Genomic DNA, 15,669 nt, shown 5'->3' on the forward strand with positions numbered 1-15,669 from the left:
GCAACGATAAATTTTCGAATAGATTTTTAATGAGGCCATTCGGCTCTTGTAAAAGACTTTTTCTAAAATATAATGCTTTTTATTAAAAATTTTCTGAGAGAAAAAATGCAAGAGATTCCCTTTTTAGATTTAAAGAGAGCCTATTTTGAGTATGGTGAGGAGATAGAAAAGGCTGTTTTAGAGGTCTTAAGGAGAGGCATTTATCTAAATGGCCCTGAGACAGCCTCCCTTGAGGAGAAGCTTGCCTCCTATTTAGGGGTTAAATATGCAGTGGGGGTTTCCTCTGGTACAGAGGCCCTTTATCTTATTCTTAAGGCCCTTGAGCTTCCCGCTGGGAGTCATGTTATTCTTCCCTCTTTCACCTTTATTGCCACTTCTGAAGTCGTGGTAAGAGCAGGGTTTACTCCTGTTTTTGCTGACATAGATATCAATACAGGCAATCTATCCACTCATAGTGTAAAAACCCTCTATGAGAAGCTTTTGTCTGAAGGGAAAAAGGTTTCTGCTGTAATAGGAGTCAGTATTTTTGGTCTTCCAGCGGAACTTCCGGCTCTGGAGACCTTTTGTAAGGATAGAAAGCTTTATCTTATTGAGGATATCTGTCAGGCCTTTGGGGCGGAGGTGGCAGGAAAAAAAGTCGGGACCTTCGGGATTGCCAGTGCAACCTCCTTTTACCCCACTAAAAATTTAGCCTGCTTTGGTGATGGAGGTATGGTTTTTACAGATGATTACGAGATCTACCGTAAAATAAAAGTAATGAAAGAACATGGACAAACATCCCCTTATTTTTATGAATATCATGGAATTAATGGAAGGATTGATGAAATTCAGTGTGCTATTGTAAGGGTAAAATTTAAATTTTTTGAAAAGGAGCTGGCCCTAAGAAGATACCTTGCAGACCTTTACACTAAGGGGTTAAAAAACCTTGCCCCAGAAATAAAGTTTTTAGAACCCCTACCGCAAGCTCTCCCTGCATATTCTCTCTATTCCATAAGAGTAAAGGCAAGGGAAGAACTTATAAAATTTCTTGCCCAAGCCCGAATAACAACACGAATTTATTATCCCTCTCCCCTTCATTTACAACCTGTTTACAAAGGGCTTGGATATCAAAAGGGGGATCTTCCTGCTACGGAAAAACTCTGTGATGAGATCCTGAGTCTTCCCTTTTTCCCTTATTTAAGGGATGAGGAAGTAGAATATGTAGTTGAGAAAATAAGGGAATTTTATGGGAGATAAAAGAGATGGAGATTAGAGTTTCAATTCCCTTTGAGCTTTTGCGTGAGAAGTATTTACCCATAGTTTTTGAGCGAGGGCTTTTGATTGAGATAACTTTAAAGGCTGAGGTTTTGGATAGCTTTGAAAGGAAGGCCTTCAGGGAGGTTGCTTTCCTGTTGAAAAAAGGAGGTCTCAGGCCTACAGTTCATCTTCCATTTATGGATTTATCTTTGGCTGGACTTGATCCCTGGATCAGAAAGGTAAGTCTTAAAAGGCTTTTTCAGGGTATGGAGATAGCCTCTTTGTTTGAGCCTGCGCTTTGTGTGTTCCATAGCGGATATCATCCCGATTATCACAGGGAGCCAAGGGAAGAGTGGAGAAAAATTTTTATTGAAGAATCTTTGCCTGAGATTTTTAAACTTTCTTCAGAACTTAATTTAGTTTTAGCCCTTGAGAATGTCTTTGAGCCAGAACCAGAATTTGTTAAGCCCATTTATACTGCTTTTGAAGGAAGGCTCCGTTGGTGCTTTGATCCAGCCCATGCTAAGGTTTTTTCAGAAAGCGAAGAAATGCACTGGCTTAGAACCCTTTATCCCTATCTTTCAGAGATTCACTGTCATGATAATCTTGGAAGATGGGATGACCATCTGGCAGTAGGGGCAGGCATTATTGATTTTGCAGGCCTATTTGATTTTTTGAAGACCAAGGCCCTAAGGCCAATTCTGACCATTGAGGCAAAAAAAGAAGAAGATGCTCTGGCCTCAATAAAGTATCTTGAAACCCTTAGGAACTCTTAGATGTTAAAGAAAATAACTGGTTTTATGCTTTTTTTTCTATTAATAGCTCATAACCTTTGGGGAGAGAATATCTTTCAAGAGATTCCCCTATCAGAACATATTGAAAATGTAGAGGTGCTCCCATCTGAGATTGTCAGACATCTTCCTATGGATGTTAACTCTCAGATAGCCTATTTTGTTAAGTATTATACCACTGAGAAAAAAGAGGTTCTTCAAAGGTGGTTTAGGCGCTGTGGTCCCTTTTTACCTTATTTTAGGGTAATCTTTAAAGAGGAGGGGCTTCCAGAGGATTTGGTCTACCTTGCTTTAGTTGAAAGTGGATGTAATCCCTTTGCAGTCTCTCGAGCAGGGGCTGTAGGTATCTGGCAATTTATAGAAACTACAGGTCGGCTCTATGGTTTAAAGGTGGATTACTGGATTGATGAGAGAAAGGACTTTATAAAGTCCACTTATGCAGCAGCTAAGTATTTAAAAAAACTTTATGAGATCTTTGGAGACTGGAGGCTTGCGGTAGCAAGCTATAATGCTGGAGAGGGAAGAGTCTCCCGAGCTCTACGAGCCAAAAATTTTGCAGACTACTGGAAGGTGATGATGAGTGGAGCCATACCCTTTGAAACCTTTGCCTATCTACCTCAGTGGCTGGCTATTTCTATAATAATTAAAGATCCCCAAAAATATGGCTTTTTACCACTAATTGAGGAGCCCTGGGATTATGTGGAGCTGAATGTTCCAGGAGGTTTGGATCTAAAGGTTTTGAGCTTAGCTGCAGAAGTAGATTATGATATCCTGAGAAAACTCAATGCAGAATTAAGAAGAGAGTTTACACCTCCGGGAGTAACTTACCCCCTCAAAATCCCTATCACCTCAGCAGATAAATTACTTGCTAACCTCAAGAGGCTTGAACTTGAAGAAGTAAAGGTCAATACCCCATCAGGAGAGGTCACTCTTTTTGTAAGTGCAAAAGATTCAGTTATAATCAGGAATTTTGAAGAAAAAAAGGGCGAGAATTCTTCTAAAAAGAAGACAACTTCTTCAAACAGAACAAAAACTTCCTCTTCAAAAGACTCAAAGGTGGCTAAGAAGAAAAAGCCTTCTAAAGGGCGTTAACTTAAGGTTTTTCTTAGTTTTTCAAGGAAGGCTTCAGCACTTTCGAGGCTATCAAAGTGAAGGATAAAGCAGGGTTTTTTTTTCTTAAGGGTTATTTCTACCTTTGAGCCAAGAAGTTGACTTAACTCTTCAGAAAGGGCAAGTAGGTCTGGATCTATCTCTTTTGGCCTTACCCTGGTCTGCCCGGTCTTGAGTTTTTCAACTAATTTTTCAGTCTCTCTAACAGAAAGGCCCTTTTCAAGCACAAGTCTTCGAGCAAGAAGTTGAAGCTCTTCAGAGGGAAGAGATAACAGGGCTTTGGCATGTCCAACTGTTAGCCTTTCCTCTAATAAATCATCCTGAATCTCCTTGGGTAGTTTAAGAAGTCTTAAGAAATTGGCTACAGTTGCCCTGTCCTTGCCCACTTTTTCTGCAACTTCTTCTTGAGTATAGCCAAATTTATCCATAAGATTTTTATAGGCTAAGGCAATTTCCATGGGATTTAGGTCCTTTCTTTGCAAGTTTTCCATCACAGAAATCAGCAAAGCCTCTTCATCAGAGAGTTCTTTTATGATAACAGGAATAGTGTTCAGACCCAGTTTTTTTGCAGCTCTAAGTCTCCTCTCTCCAGCCACACACTCATAAAGTCCTTCAGTTATCTTTCGGACGACAATGGGCTGAAGAATTCCTTTTTCTTGAATGGATTTCAAGAGGTCTTGAAAGGATTCATCTTCCTTAAAAGTAATTCTTGGCTGATAACTAAAATAGGTGACTGCATCAACAGGTAGTTCTGCAAAACCCTGCTTACTACTCAATTCAGGGATAAGCTCAGAAAGTCCTTTGCCCAGGACTTTTTTCTTAATTTTTAAGGCCATCTTTACTCCTTTATAAGTGGGGGGATAAACTTAAGGGAAATTTCCTTTTCCAGCTGGTAAGCTAGGCTCAAGACTGTATCATCTTTAAAGTTTGGTCCCATAATCTGAGCACCTATAGGTAAATTTTGGGAGGTAAGGCCCACCGGGAGATTCAAGGCCGGGATACCTGCAAGATTTACAGGAATGGTAAAGATATCAGAAAGATACATCTGAAGAGGATCTGCGGTCTTTTCTCCTAATTTGAAAGGTGGGGTAGGGGTAGTGGGAGCAAAGATTAGATCCACTTCCTGAAAGGCCTTATCAAAGTCCTCTTTTATGAGAGTTCTAACCTTTGAGGCTTTGAGATAATAGGCATCATAATAACCTGCTGAGAGGGCATAGGTGCCAAGCATAATTCTTCTTTTGACTTCCTTCCCAAAGCCCTGGGCCCGACTCTTTTTATACATCTCAAGAAGAGTTTTGGCTTCTGCCCTGAACCCGTATTTAACACCATCATATCTGGCAAGATTTGAGCTTGCCTCAGCAGGGGCAATAATATAATAGGTAGCCAAGGCATATTTGGTGTGGGGAAGACTTATTTCTTTAAGAGTGTGTCTTTTCTTGAGGATATGGATGACCTCCTCCAAGGTCTTTTGGATTTCAGGATCAAGCCCCTCTGCAAAATACTCCCTGGGAAGACCAATGCGATAAGAGGTCTTAAGATTTTCCTGAATGGCTTTAGTAAAATCTGGAGGGGTAATCTCAGCAGAGGTTGAGTCCTTAGGGGTAGGGCCTGCAATTACCTTTAATAATAGGGCAAGATCCTCTACATTAAGAGCAAAGGGGCCAATTTGATCAAGGGAAGAGGCAAAGGCAACCAGGCCGAAACGAGATACCAGGCCATAAGTGGGTTTCATACCCACAACTCCGCAAAAGGCTGCTGGCTGTCTTATAGAGCCTCCTGTGTCAGAGCCAAGAGAGCCAAGCCCCAATCTTGCGGAAACTGATACAGCGGAACCACCAGAAGAACCTCCAGGAACTCTCTCTAAATCCCAGGGATTTCTTGTGGGGAAAAAGCCTGAATTTTCTGTAGAGGATCCCATGGCAAATTCATCTAAGTTTGTCTTTCCTATGAAGACAGCGCCTTCGGTCTTAAGCCTTTCAATAACATCCGCATCATAGGGAGCAATATAATTAGCTAAAATTTTGGATGCACAGGTCGTAGGGTGCCCCTCAATATGGATATTGTCTTTGATTGAGAGAGGAATCCCGGTTAAGGCTCCAGCTTTTCCCTCTTTTCTTCTCTGGTCCGCCATCTCTGCTTGTTTCAAGACCCATTCTTCATTAACATAAAGAAAGGCCTTGAGCTTTGAGTCATATTTTTTGATCCTTTTTAAGGTTATCTCAGCTAACTCTTTACTGGTAATCTTCCCCTCTTCAAGAAGCTTTAAGGTAGATATAAGGGTAAGCTCATTAAAATCCATAAAATCACCCCTTAGAAGATTGAATTTTATTTAGGTTCCTTTTTATCGGCATCTTTATGGGGCTTTAACAACCTTAGGGACAATAATGGAGGTCTCTTTAAGTTCTGGTGCATTCTCAAGAAGTCCCTTTCTATTATAAAACTCCTTAACCTCGTCTTCTCTAAAAGGGGTTTTTTTCTTGAGGGGATGAAAGGTTGGGGAAACTGAGGAGGTATCAACCTTTTGAAGTTCTTGAAAGTAGTCAAGGATTTTGGAGAGTTCCTGAGTGTATAAAAGGATCTCTTCTTCAGAGAATTCAAGCCTTGCAAGATGGGCAATTTTTTTGACCTCATCAAGAGTAAGTGGCATATTTCCTCCCTAAGTTCAAAATTTCTTTTAAGTATAATCAATTTTTAGCTATTTCAAAGGGTTGTATGCATTCATATCTTTAGAGACGCAAGAGGATTTTCTACACATACCCATTCCCCTTTGGAAACAAAGGATAAAAAATCTGCAAAATCTTTCCTTAAGTAGGAGTTTAAAATTTTAAACCCCTACATGGGGCTCAAAAGCAGAAACAAGTTGCCCCTGTTCAATACTTATACCCCTCTTATTTTTTCCTGTAAGGATATGAACTTATGCATATTTTTCTTTAACAATTAATTTTCAAGACCGTGTTTTATAGTTTGTGCATATAAAAACAGGTCTGTAATGCCTCATTTAATTTTCTAAAGGAAATTATTTTACCTTCTCCTCCTTTATATTTTCATCAATTTTTTCCCCGATAATAATTCCCTTTTTTCTATAAATATGCTCTCTCAAACATTTTCTGATATCTCCTTATCTTTCTGCAAAGCTCCTTTACCTTTCCACCTATTCTTTCCTTAAAATAAGCTTTGCGAAAGAACTAAGCTCATAAATTCAAGAGGGGCGAAATAGATAGTTTTTTCGTGAAGGTTAAATAGAGGAGCTGAGGTTTTTTATATGAGGCAACGATAAATTTCAAATAGATTTTTAATGAGGCAATTCAGGTTCTTGACTTTTGGTTTGAGATTTATAAAATAAAAATAGTATTAAATTTTATTATGAATAGGAGGGGAAGTATGTGGAAGCTTTTGGGATACATAACTAAAAATTTAATAATTTTTATTCCTGCCAGTCTCTTGGCAGGTTTCATCGCCGGGCTCTATTTAGATCTTTCCTTTCTTAAAAATTTTGTTCTCTTCTTTACTTTTGTAATGATCTATCCCATGATGATTAATTTAAGGTTTAAAAAGGTCTTTGAGGGAGGTGATACCAAGGTTTTGCTTGTTGCTCAGGGATTAAATTTTTTGGTTATTCCCTTTCTGGCTTATTGGCTGGGAACTCTATTTTTCGGAGAGAACTACTATCTCACCCTTGGCCTTCTTATGGCTGGTCTTGTGCCAACAAGTGGCATGACCATTTCCTGGACAGGCTTTGCCAGGGGCAATATAGAGGCTGCTGTAAAGATGACTGTTATTGGTCTGATCTTAGGGTCCTTAGCTACTCCGCTTTATGTTCAGATGCTTATGTCTGCGCATTTGAAAGTGGATGTTCTGTATATTTTCAGACAGATTCTTTTTGTAGTCTTTTTACCCATGGTGGCTGGTTATTTTACTCAGAGATATCTTATTAAAAAATATGGGCAACAAAGACTAAATAAAGAATTTGCTCCCAGATTCTCAGGGATTTCAACCTTGGGAGTCCTTGGAATAGTCTTCATTGCTATGGCTCTTAAATCTCGTGAAATTGTTAATCAGGTCTCTCTCATTTTCTACATCTTTGTGCCCCTTGTTATTCTTTACTTTTTGAATTTTGCCTTAGCAACTTTAATTGGAAAACTCTTTTTTAAGAGAGGGGATGCCATAGCTTTGGTGTATGGGACAGTTATGAGGAATCTTTCCATCTGTTTAGCTATTGCTATGTTGACCTTTGGTAAGGCTCATCCAGAGGTTGCCCTTGTGATTGCCTTAGCCTTTATCATTCAGGTTCAGGCAGCGGCATGGTATGTGCGACTTTCAAATACCATCTTTGGCCCTCCTGAAAGCTAAGATATCCTCTTGTCTTCTTTGACTTTAGGGTTATATTTTGAGCTATGCATTATTTTATTTATCATGCAGGTGAGCTCTATTGCGAAGAGGTCCCTGTAAAAAAAATCGTGGAAAAGTGTGGGACCCCTCTTTATATCTACTCGGGAAAAACAATTAGACGGCACTTTAAGGTCTTTGATTCGGTCTTTAGTGAAATAGAGCATCTTACTTGTTATTCTGTTAAAGCTAATTCTAATATAGGGGTTCTGGCTCTTCTTGCCCGGGAAGGGTCAGGGGCTGATATTGTTTCAGGGGGAGAGCTTTACAGGGCCCTTAAGGCTGGTATTCCTCCCCAGAAAATCGTCTTTTCAGGGGTTGGGAAGACTCCTGCTGAAATGGAAGCTGCTCTTAAGGCCGGGATTCTTATGTTCAATGTGGAGAGTTTAGAAGAGCTTGAGGTTCTGGGAGAAGTGGCTAAAACTCTCAAGATTAAAGCTCCTTTTGCCATAAGGGCTAACCCAAATGTTGATCCTAAAACTCATCCCTACATCTCAACAGGGCTTAGCAAAAATAAATTTGGTATCCCGGAAGAAGAGGTAATACCTGCTTATTTGAAGGCTAAAGAAAATCCCTATCTTCTCCCCTTAGGATTAGATGCCCACATTGGTTCACAACTTACAACCATTTCGCCCTTTATAGATGCCTTAAGAAGACTTAAGGCCCTCTGGGAGGAGATTTCCTCTTTTGGTTTTGAGTTAAAGTATTTTGATATCGGGGGAGGGCTTGGGATTGTATATGATCAGGAAGAACCTCCCTTACCAGAGGAATATTCCTCAGCCATACTCAAGGAATTAAAGGGCCTTCCAATAACCCTCCTTCTTGAACCAGGAAGATTAATAGTCGGTAATGCCGGTATCCTTGTAACTAAGGTTCTTTATACAAAAGCTAACCGAGAAAAAAAATTTGTTATTGTAGATGCAGCTATGAATGATCTTATTAGGCCAGCACTTTATCAGGCTTATCATAAAATTGTGCCTGTTGAGGAAAAAGAAGGGGAGGAAGTGGTTGTAGATATTGTCGGCCCTATTTGTGAATCTGGAGATTTTTTGGCTAAAGAAAGGAAAATTCCTCAGGTTAAGAGAGGGGATCTTCTTGCGGTAATGAGTGCCGGGGCTTATGGCTTTGTTATGAGCTCAAACTATAATTCTCGTCCAAGGGCTGCTGAGGTGCTGGTGGAAGGTGATCAATTCTTTTTAGTAAGGCAAAGGGAAACCGTTGAGGATCTAATTTCCCTTGAGGCTATTCCACCTCTTTATCTTTAAATGACCTCTATTCCACCTGAGTTTGATATAAACTCTTATGACTATCCCCTACCGGAAGAAAATATTGCCTACTATCCGCCTAAGGAAAGGGTAAGTAGTAGACTTCTTGTTATAGAAAGAGAAAGAGGGAACCTCTTTTTTCATGAAAAATTTTCTGAACTTGAGGTGTATCTGCAAGAAGGAGACCTTCTTGTTTTAAATGATACTAAAGTCTTTCCAGCAAGAATCAAGGCTGTAAAAAAGACAGGTGGGATAGTTGAAATCCTTCTTTTTAATAAGCCAAAGGGTAAATCTTTTGAAACACAGGGTTTAGTTAAAGGAAAAAGATTAAAACCTGGTATGAGTTTAAGTGTTCCTGATGGAGAGATAGAAATCCATTTATTAGAAGATCTAAGGGGTGGTAGATTTAAATTAAGGCTTGAGACAACAGGCGATGATCTGGAGAGGGCAATTGAAAGCATTGGGAAGGCGCCTCTCCCACCCTATATTAAGAGAGAGCCAGAAGATTTGGACTTACTAAGGTATCAAACGGTCTTTGCAAGTAAGGAGGGCTCAATTGCAGCCCCTACCGCAGGGTTTCATTTTGATCCTCCTCTATTGAAAAAACTTAAAGCGAAAGGAGTGGAGATAAAATTTATAACTCTGCATGTAGGCTATGGCACCTTTGCTCCTATTAAAGTTAGAGATATAAGGAAGCATAAAATTGAGCCAGAATATGTTGAGGTTTCCCATGAAACTGTTTCCGCCATTAAGAAAGCCAAAGCCCAGGGAAGAAGGGTCATAGGAGTTGGCACTACTACAGCTCGCACCCTTGAATTTATAGCTAAATATGGATTAAAACCCTTCAAGGGGCTTTGTGATCTCTATATTTATCCAGGCTTTGAATTCAGGATACTTTCTGCCTTAATTACAAATTTTCATTTACCGCGGTCTTCCCTTCTCCTTCTTGTCTGTGCCTTTGCCGGGAGAGATCTAATTTTAAGGGCTTATAAAGAGGCTATACAAAGGGGGTATCGCTTTTATTCCTACGGAGATGCTACCTTTATAATTTAGGTTAAAAATCCTCTGGGGTGAAGAAAAATGAAGAAATTAAACTTAAAAAGCTTCTTTCATCTCTTTTTACTTTTATTTGTCTTTTTTTTCCAAAGCTGTAATTCGCAGGGGCAATCAGAAAGAACTGAGGTATTTAATTGTAAGCCTCCCCTTGTAAAGGTCAAGGTCAAAAGAGCTGTGGATGGAGATACTGTTGAGCTTGAAAGTGGAGAAAAACTGCGTTATGCCGGTATCAATACCCTTGAACTGCATACTCCTGATGGAAGACCAGAACCCTTTGCAAAAGAAGCCTACTATAAAAACAGGGAATTAACCGAGGGTAAAAGCTTTTGTTTAGAAAAAGCCCTAAGGGAAAGGGATAGATACGGAAGACTCCTTGGAGAGCTTTATTTTTCAAATGGATCTTCTGTTTCCGAGATTTTGGTTTCGGAGGGGCTGGGTTTGGTGTGTTTCTATGAGGGGAGTGCAAAATTTTTTGAAAGACTCCTTCCTGTTCAGAAAAAGGCCTTACATAAAAGAGTGGGACTTTTTAGTTATTTGGATAAACCTCAGGCCAAGGTAAATTTTATTGGCAATAAGAAAAGTTTTCGCTTTCATCATCCTGATTGCTTTGAGGCCCGTAAGATAAAACAAAAGGTAATTTTTGATAATCTTGAAGAGGCCTTGAAAGAGGGTTATTGCCCATCTCGGGAATGTCTTTCTTTAATCTTTCCCTACTAAGCCTTTTACAGGGCTAATGCTTGTAAGTCCCCCGGTATAGGGCTGTAAGGCTCTGGGAATGAGGACTGAGCCATCTTCCTGTTGATAATTTTCAAGAAGGGCCATGAGAGTTCTTCCCACCGCAAGACCTGAGCCATTAAGGGTATGGACATAGCGAGGCTTACCACCACTCTTTGGGCGATATCTAATATTGGCCCTGCGGGCTTGATAATCTTCAAAGTTTGAACAGGAAGAGATCTCCACATAGCGGTCTTGCCCTGGACAAAAAACCTCAATATCATAGGTCTTAGCTGAGGCAAAACCAAGATCACCTGTGCAAAGCACTACAACCCTGTAGGGAAGCTCAAGGAGTTGAAGCACCTCCTCAGCATCAAGAAGAAGACTTTCAAGCTCCTCATAAGAACTTTCAGGAACGACAAATTTTACTAATTCTACCTTATTAAATTGGTGCTGGCGAATTATACCTTTTATATCTTTCCCATGGGCTCCTGCCTCTGCCCTGAAGCAGGGGGTATAGGCGGTATAATAAAGGGGAAGGTCTTCTTCAGAGAGGATCTCATCGCGATGTAGATTGGTTACAGGAACTTCTGCTGTAGGAATGAGGTAGTAATCCCAGTCTTCAAGTTTAAAGAGTTCCTCCCGAAATTTAGGAAGCTGGCCCGTGCCATACATAGAGGCAGAATTGACGATAAAAGGGGGTAAAACCTCGGTATAACGATGTTTTTTGGTATGGAGATCCAGCATAAAGTTAATTAGGGCCCTTTCTAAAAGGGCTCCCTCTCGATAATAAACAGTAAATCTGCTACCTGTCAGTTTGGCTGCCCTTTCAAAGTCAAAAATTCCAAGGGCCTCTCCTATTTCCCAATGAGGTCTTGGCTTAAAGGAAAAGGTTGGCTTTTCTCCGTAAATTTTAACAACGACATTATCTTTATCTGACTTTCCTAAGGGGACAGAAAAATGGGGAAGATTGGGAATGCGAGAAAGGGCATCCCAAAGAAGCTCCTCTGTTTTTCTTAACTCTTCCTCAAGGGTTTTAAGCCTTTCTCCGAGCTCTTTAACCTCTGTTGAAAGCTCCTTGGCCTTGGTTTCCTCTCCTTTTTTTTTGAGAAGCCCAATCTCTTCAGACTTGGTTTTTCTTGCATGTCTTAGGACCTCAACCTCTTGTATAAGTTCTCTTCTCCTCTCATCTAATTGAAGGACCTCTTTAAGGGGATACTCCCCACCTCTTTTTTTCAAGGCCTCAGCAACAAACTCAGGATTTTCTCTAAGGAATTTTAAGTCAAGCATAGGCCCTAAAATACCTTAAAAATATTGGTTGTCAAGAAAATGTATGCGTCCATATCTTTTAAGACATAAGGAGAAGTTTTTTCATTCTTTATGTTATCTAAAATGGGCTCCAACCAAGAAGCACTTGCATTCTTAATTTCTTCCGATAAAAGCTCATTAGAGTTTGAATAAATTAGTTATATCACCCTCGACAAAAATTCCTGCTACATTGTTGGTAGCATTTAAGAGACCATTTTTTCCAAATCAACCTGATAAATTTGACAAGGGAATTATACTTTTCATATATGCTTTTCAATTAAAACTTGTAAACGATTTTTTTGGCTCTTCTTATAAGCCTGCTTCTCTATCAGGGACATCAGTGTAAAAGGTTATCCCAAGACTTTTGCAAAAATTCTTAGCCTCACGATCAATCATAGGAGAAATAATTATCTTTCTTGTGACCCTTCTCCCTTCTTTTTTCTCAAAAAACTTTACCTTTCTCTCAAAAAGCAGGACATCAGCAGGACTAACAGAAGATTTAATCTCAGCTACAATAAGCTCACCATCTCTAATAATAAGGTCAATTTCAACGGTTTTACCGGGAAAACCATCAAAGACCTCACCTTCTAAATCAGTTGTTTCATAATGTTCTACCTTAACCCCAAAGGTTTCCTCAAGAAGCCCTTTTACTGCATTGCGAAAGGTTTTTTCTGATTTAATTCCCCATCTTGCCCCGAGGGCACCAATCTGCACATCCTGTCTCTTTCTTAAGGCAAGGATTTCTTCCATCAGGATTTTATTGCCTTGAGAGAGTTCTTCAAGCTTCTTTGAATGCTCTTTCAAAATCTGAGAATGTTCTTCAAGCCTTTTTGAATGCTCTTTTAGAATCTGATAATGCTCTTCAAGCCTTTTTGAATGCTCTTTTAGAATCTGAGAATGCTCTTCAAGCCTTTTTGAATGCTCTTCCCATCTTTTTTCACTCTCAATTCTTAAGATCTTAATCTCCTCTAAGAGGGCTTTGATCTCTTCTTCAGTGGTTCTTTTGTCGGCAAAATTTTCTTTGAAAAGGCTCGCTACATAGTCCTTAAGAAGGGGATCTTCCTTCAAAAGCTCAGGGAGATCCCGAATTAACATTTCCTTAAAGGCTACTTTGGATATGACACTTTTTTTAGCCCTTTGCATAAATGTTCCTCCTTAATTCCTAAACTTAAAAGAAAAATGAAAAAAAACAAGACACCAAAGTTCCTCGATGATGAAATGTATGTAGTTTAACATTATTTCTAACTCTCCCCTCTAATCTTTTTCCCTCCATTCTTTTTCTTGTAAGGATAGGAACTTCTGCAGAAAAAGACCTCAAAAACGCTTAAGGATTCTTGCAGTTGGAAGATGATTTTGCAACACAGTAAAGAAATTAAGATACTCTTCCTCTGAATAAGGGGAAACACCTCGTCCACTTAGATTTTTCTCAGGTAAATACTTCTGAAGGGCAATAATTTGAAACCCCTCTAAAAAGGGAAGCATCTCCTCTAAGTCTCTTCCATTAAAAAGAGGGGGATAAAGGGTTATACGAATTTCAACCTTTTCAGGATGATTTTTTAAGACCCTTAGGGTCTCACTCACTCTGGAAAAGTCTCCCCCAAGTTCAGGATAACGGGATGGTGAGGTTTTAAAATCAAGGGCCACATAATCAAGAAGATTTTCCTGCAAAAACCGCTCTAACAACTCTGGATTTGAACCATTGGTATCAACTTTAATAGCAAGCCCTATTTCATATTTAATCCTCTCTATGAGATAATGAAGTCTTTTTCCCCATAGGGTAGGTTCCCCTCCTGTTATAACTACACCCTGAATAAACCCTTTTCTCTGAGAAAGATTGGTTAAGATCTCCTCATCAGGAATGTCTGGGAGATCCTTATAGTTTTCTGTAAGAACAAGTTCTATGTTGTAACAAAAAGGGCACCGGTAATTACACCCATAGGTATAGATGACTGCGGAGACCTTCTCAGGAAAGTCAACTAAGCTTGTTCCCCGAAAACCTTTAATCATCTCTGGATAGGGCCTCTAAAATCTGTGGATCTACTTTAAAGGAGTGTTTCTCTTCAGGGAAAAGCCCCTCTTTTACCTCCTTTTGATAGGTTTTTAAAGCCTCTTCAAAGATTTTAAATCCATCTATATAATTTTTCACAAATTTAGGGCGCATCTCTGGAAAAAGGCCTACCACATCGTGAAAAACAAGGATTTGCCCATCTGTGTAAGGCCCTGCTCCAATTCCTATAGTTGGAATCTTCAATCTCTGGGTAATAAGCCTTGAAATTTCTGCTGGGACGCATTCAAGGACTATAGCAAAGGCTCCTGCAGACTCTAAGGCCAGGGCAGAATCAAGAAGCTCCTTTGCAGTTTCTAAGTCTTTCCCTCTGGCCTTAAGCCCACCTATGTCCAGGCTTCTTTGAGGTGTAACTCCAATATGGGCTAACACAGGGATACCTGCTTTGACCAAGGCTGAAACTATTTCAACTACCTCAATGCCACCTTCAACTTTTACTGCGTGGCACCTTCCTTCCTTGATAAAACGCCCTGCATTCAAAAGGGCTGACTCAATGGAAACCTGATAGCTGAGAAAGGGCATATCCCCTATACGAAGGGTGTTTGGAGCTCCCCGAGAGACCGCCTGACAAAAAATAAGCATCTCTTCTAAGGTAATGGGATAGGTATCTGGATGTCCAAGGACAACCATACTTGCAGAATCACCAATAAGAATAAAGTCAAGGCCTGCGGATTCTGCTAATCTTGCCATATTGTAATCATAGGCAGTAATACCTGCGATTTTTTCTTTCCCCTTTTTGAGGGTTATCTCAAGAGGGCTGAGTTTAAAGAGAGACATGAAAAAGGTTCCTTTCTTTGAGATATTTTTCACCCAGTTTGGTGATAACCCTTCCTTTGCGAGTTCGGGCCATAAGGCCTAAACGGATAAGAGCTGGTTCATAAAGGGTTTCAAGCTCATCCGGGCTTATACGCGATGAAAGGGCAAGGGAATTGAGACCCACTGGGCCACCTTTAAAATCCCGATACAGGGTAAATAAACATCTCCGATCTTCAGGGGTTAGACCCCATTCATCAATATCTAAAAGCTGAAAAAAGGCCTTTATTTCTCCTTCTGTAACCTCTAAAATCTTTGAATCCTGGGGAGTAAAATGATGCATAAACTCTTTAAGTCTTCTCAGGAGATTTAAGGCCTGTCTTGGAATGCCTTTGCCAGCTTTAGCAAGCTTGCAGGCAGATTCCTCAGAGAGTTTAAGGCCCCACAGGGAACTCACCTTGAGAAGGATATCTTTAAGCTCCTCTTCCTGATAATAATCAAGCTTAAATGAGAGCTGAAATCTATCCAGAAGTGGCCCTAAGAGAAGATTAGGCTTGTTTGTAGCTCCAATTAGGGTAAATCTTGGCAGATTTAGTCTCACTGAGCGAGCTCCTTGATTTTTGCCAATAAGGATGTCAAGGGCAAAGTCTTCCATAGCAGAGTAGAGGATCTCTTGACAGGGCTTAGGGATGCGATGAATTTCGTCAATAAAGAGGATTTCTCCCTCGGAGAGATTAGTGAGTATTCCAGCTACAGCTCCTGGTTTATCAAGCACAGGACCAGAGGTAATTTTGAGCTCCCTTCTGAGTTCAAAGGCAATTATCCGGGCAAGAGTTGTTTTCCCAAGGCCTGGTGCTCCAACAAAAAGGGTATGGGGAAAGACCTCCTTTCTCTTTTTAATGGAAGAAAGGTAAATGGAGAGCTCTTCTTTAAGGCGCTTTTGCCCTATGAATTCCTCAAGAGTTGAGGGCCGAAAATCCCACAT

At 40.1% G+C, this 15,669-nt stretch carries 15 protein-coding genes; 7 read left to right on the top strand and 8 right to left on the bottom strand.

Annotated features, from left to right (window positions below):
• Window positions 1-72 precede the first annotated feature (72 nt).
• The 3 genes from THC_RS07525 to THC_RS07535 are packed head-to-tail and all read left to right on the top strand — an operon-like array spanning window position 73 to window position 3,119.
• Window positions 73-1,236 (top strand): DegT/DnrJ/EryC1/StrS family aminotransferase, encoded by a 1,164-nt coding sequence (locus tag THC_RS07525; RefSeq protein WP_231938342.1) that lies wholly within the window; start codon window positions 73-75, stop codon window positions 1,234-1,236.
• Window positions 1,237-1,241: 5 nt separating this feature from the next.
• The gene (locus THC_RS07530; protein ID WP_068515585.1) at window positions 1,242-2,012 is read left to right on the top strand and encodes a sugar phosphate isomerase/epimerase family protein; all 771 of its coding nucleotides are present in this window, start codon (window positions 1,242-1,244) and stop codon (window positions 2,010-2,012) included.
• On the top strand, window positions 2,013-3,119 hold the full coding sequence (locus tag THC_RS07535; RefSeq protein ID WP_068515588.1) for a lytic transglycosylase domain-containing protein: 1,107 nt from the start codon (window positions 2,013-2,015) through the stop codon (window positions 3,117-3,119). It begins immediately after the preceding gene.
• Here the strand turns inward: THC_RS07535 and THC_RS07540 are convergent.
• From THC_RS07540 to gatC, 3 genes are read right to left on the bottom strand one after another with little or no spacing between them, the layout of a single operon-like run.
• Window positions 3,116-3,973 carry a ParB/RepB/Spo0J family partition protein gene (locus THC_RS07540; protein WP_231938343.1) on the bottom strand — a complete coding sequence of 286 codons (858 nt, stop codon included), beginning with the start codon at window positions 3,971-3,973 and terminating at the stop codon, window positions 3,116-3,118. The two genes, THC_RS07535 and THC_RS07540, sit on opposite strands and share 4 nt — an antisense overlap.
• Before the next feature lie 2 nt (window positions 3,974-3,975).
• Window positions 3,976-5,436 carry an Asp-tRNA(Asn)/Glu-tRNA(Gln) amidotransferase subunit GatA gene (gene gatA / locus THC_RS07545; RefSeq protein ID WP_068515591.1) on the bottom strand — a complete coding sequence of 487 codons (1,461 nt, stop codon included), beginning with the start codon at window positions 5,434-5,436 and terminating at the stop codon, window positions 3,976-3,978.
• A gap of 54 nt (window positions 5,437-5,490) precedes the next feature.
• Window positions 5,491-5,784 (bottom strand): Asp-tRNA(Asn)/Glu-tRNA(Gln) amidotransferase subunit GatC, encoded by a 294-nt coding sequence (gene gatC, locus THC_RS07550; protein WP_068515595.1) that lies wholly within the window; start codon window positions 5,782-5,784, stop codon window positions 5,491-5,493.
• Between the two features lie 734 nt (window positions 5,785-6,518).
• Between gatC and THC_RS07555 the strand changes: the two genes are divergently transcribed.
• From THC_RS07555 to THC_RS07570, 4 genes are read left to right on the top strand one after another with little or no spacing between them, the layout of a single operon-like run.
• Window positions 6,519-7,487, top strand: coding sequence for an arsenic resistance protein (locus THC_RS07555; protein WP_068515598.1), 969 nt, complete (start codon window positions 6,519-6,521; stop codon window positions 7,485-7,487).
• Between the two features lie 44 nt (window positions 7,488-7,531).
• Window positions 7,532-8,788, top strand: coding sequence for a diaminopimelate decarboxylase (lysA, locus tag THC_RS07560; RefSeq protein ID WP_068515601.1), 1,257 nt, complete (start codon window positions 7,532-7,534; stop codon window positions 8,786-8,788).
• Window positions 8,789-9,841: a tRNA preQ1(34) S-adenosylmethionine ribosyltransferase-isomerase QueA gene (gene queA, locus THC_RS07565; RefSeq protein ID WP_068515603.1), complete on the top strand. Its 1,053-nt coding sequence runs from the start codon at window positions 8,789-8,791 to the stop codon at window positions 9,839-9,841.
• Window positions 9,842-9,868: 27 nt separating this feature from the next.
• Window positions 9,869-10,561, top strand: a complete 693-nt coding sequence (locus THC_RS07570; protein WP_068515606.1) for a thermonuclease family protein — start codon at window positions 9,869-9,871, stop codon at window positions 10,559-10,561.
• Here THC_RS07570 and serS read toward each other — a convergent pair.
• From serS to ruvB, 5 genes are all read right to left on the bottom strand, one after another.
• Complete coding sequence (gene serS, locus THC_RS07575) at window positions 10,544-11,848, bottom strand: serine--tRNA ligase (RefSeq protein WP_068515608.1); 1,305 nt, start codon at window positions 11,846-11,848, stop codon at window positions 10,544-10,546. The genes THC_RS07570 and serS overlap by 18 nt on opposite strands.
• Before the next feature lie 327 nt (window positions 11,849-12,175).
• Entirely contained in the window at window positions 12,176-13,009 is an 834-nt protein-coding gene (locus tag THC_RS07580; protein WP_068515610.1) for a PD-(D/E)XK nuclease family protein, read from the bottom strand.
• Between the two features lie 171 nt (window positions 13,010-13,180).
• On the bottom strand, window positions 13,181-13,873 hold the full coding sequence (locus tag THC_RS07585; RefSeq protein ID WP_068515615.1) for an anaerobic ribonucleoside-triphosphate reductase activating protein: 693 nt from the start codon (window positions 13,871-13,873) through the stop codon (window positions 13,181-13,183).
• Window positions 13,866-14,708 (bottom strand): 3-methyl-2-oxobutanoate hydroxymethyltransferase, encoded by an 843-nt coding sequence (gene panB / locus THC_RS07590; protein ID WP_068515617.1) that lies wholly within the window; start codon window positions 14,706-14,708, stop codon window positions 13,866-13,868. The genes THC_RS07585 and panB overlap by 8 nt, the downstream gene beginning before the upstream one ends.
• The gene (gene ruvB, locus THC_RS07595) at window positions 14,695-15,669 is read right to left on the bottom strand and encodes a Holliday junction branch migration DNA helicase RuvB (RefSeq protein WP_068515620.1); all 975 of its coding nucleotides are present in this window, start codon (window positions 15,667-15,669) and stop codon (window positions 14,695-14,697) included. The genes panB and ruvB overlap by 14 nt, the downstream gene beginning before the upstream one ends.

This window comes from Caldimicrobium thiodismutans (genome assembly GCF_001548275.1).
GTDB lineage: Bacteria > Desulfobacterota > Thermodesulfobacteria > Thermodesulfobacteriales > Thermodesulfobacteriaceae > Caldimicrobium > Caldimicrobium thiodismutans.

Excerpts from the sequence above, each read along its gene's own strand:
- gatC (WP_068515595.1), bottom strand. The coding sequence starts at position 5,784 with ATGCCACTTACTCTTGATGAGGTCAAAAAAATTGCCCATCTTGCAAGG.
- THC_RS07580 (WP_068515610.1), bottom strand. The coding sequence starts at position 13,009 with ATGCAAAGGGCTAAAAAAAGTGTCATATCCAAAGTAGCCTTTAAGGAA.
- gatA (WP_068515591.1), bottom strand. The coding sequence starts at position 5,436 with ATGGATTTTAATGAGCTTACCCTTATATCTACCTTAAAGCTTCTTGAA.
- panB (WP_068515617.1), bottom strand. The coding sequence starts at position 14,708 with ATGTCTCTCTTTAAACTCAGCCCTCTTGAGATAACCCTCAAAAAGGGG.
- THC_RS07540 (WP_231938343.1), bottom strand. The coding sequence starts at position 3,973 with ATGGCCTTAAAAATTAAGAAAAAAGTCCTGGGCAAAGGACTTTCTGAG.
- THC_RS07570 (WP_068515606.1), top strand. The coding sequence starts at position 9,869 with ATGAAGAAATTAAACTTAAAAAGCTTCTTTCATCTCTTTTTACTTTTA.
- queA (WP_068515603.1), top strand. The coding sequence starts at position 8,789 with ATGACCTCTATTCCACCTGAGTTTGATATAAACTCTTATGACTATCCC.
- THC_RS07535 (WP_068515588.1), top strand. The coding sequence starts at position 2,013 with ATGTTAAAGAAAATAACTGGTTTTATGCTTTTTTTTCTATTAATAGCT.
- THC_RS07525 (WP_231938342.1), top strand. The coding sequence starts at position 73 with ATGCTTTTTATTAAAAATTTTCTGAGAGAAAAAATGCAAGAGATTCCC.
- lysA (WP_068515601.1), top strand. The coding sequence starts at position 7,532 with ATGCATTATTTTATTTATCATGCAGGTGAGCTCTATTGCGAAGAGGTC.
- THC_RS07585 (WP_068515615.1), bottom strand. The coding sequence starts at position 13,873 with ATGATTAAAGGTTTTCGGGGAACAAGCTTAGTTGACTTTCCTGAGAAG.
- ruvB (WP_068515620.1), bottom strand. The coding sequence starts at position 15,669 with ATGTGGGATTTTCGGCCCTCAACTCTTGAGGAATTCATAGGGCAAAAG.
- THC_RS07555 (WP_068515598.1), top strand. The coding sequence starts at position 6,519 with ATGTGGAAGCTTTTGGGATACATAACTAAAAATTTAATAATTTTTATT.
- serS (WP_068515608.1), bottom strand. The coding sequence starts at position 11,848 with ATGCTTGACTTAAAATTCCTTAGAGAAAATCCTGAGTTTGTTGCTGAG.
- THC_RS07530 (WP_068515585.1), top strand. The coding sequence starts at position 1,242 with ATGGAGATTAGAGTTTCAATTCCCTTTGAGCTTTTGCGTGAGAAGTAT.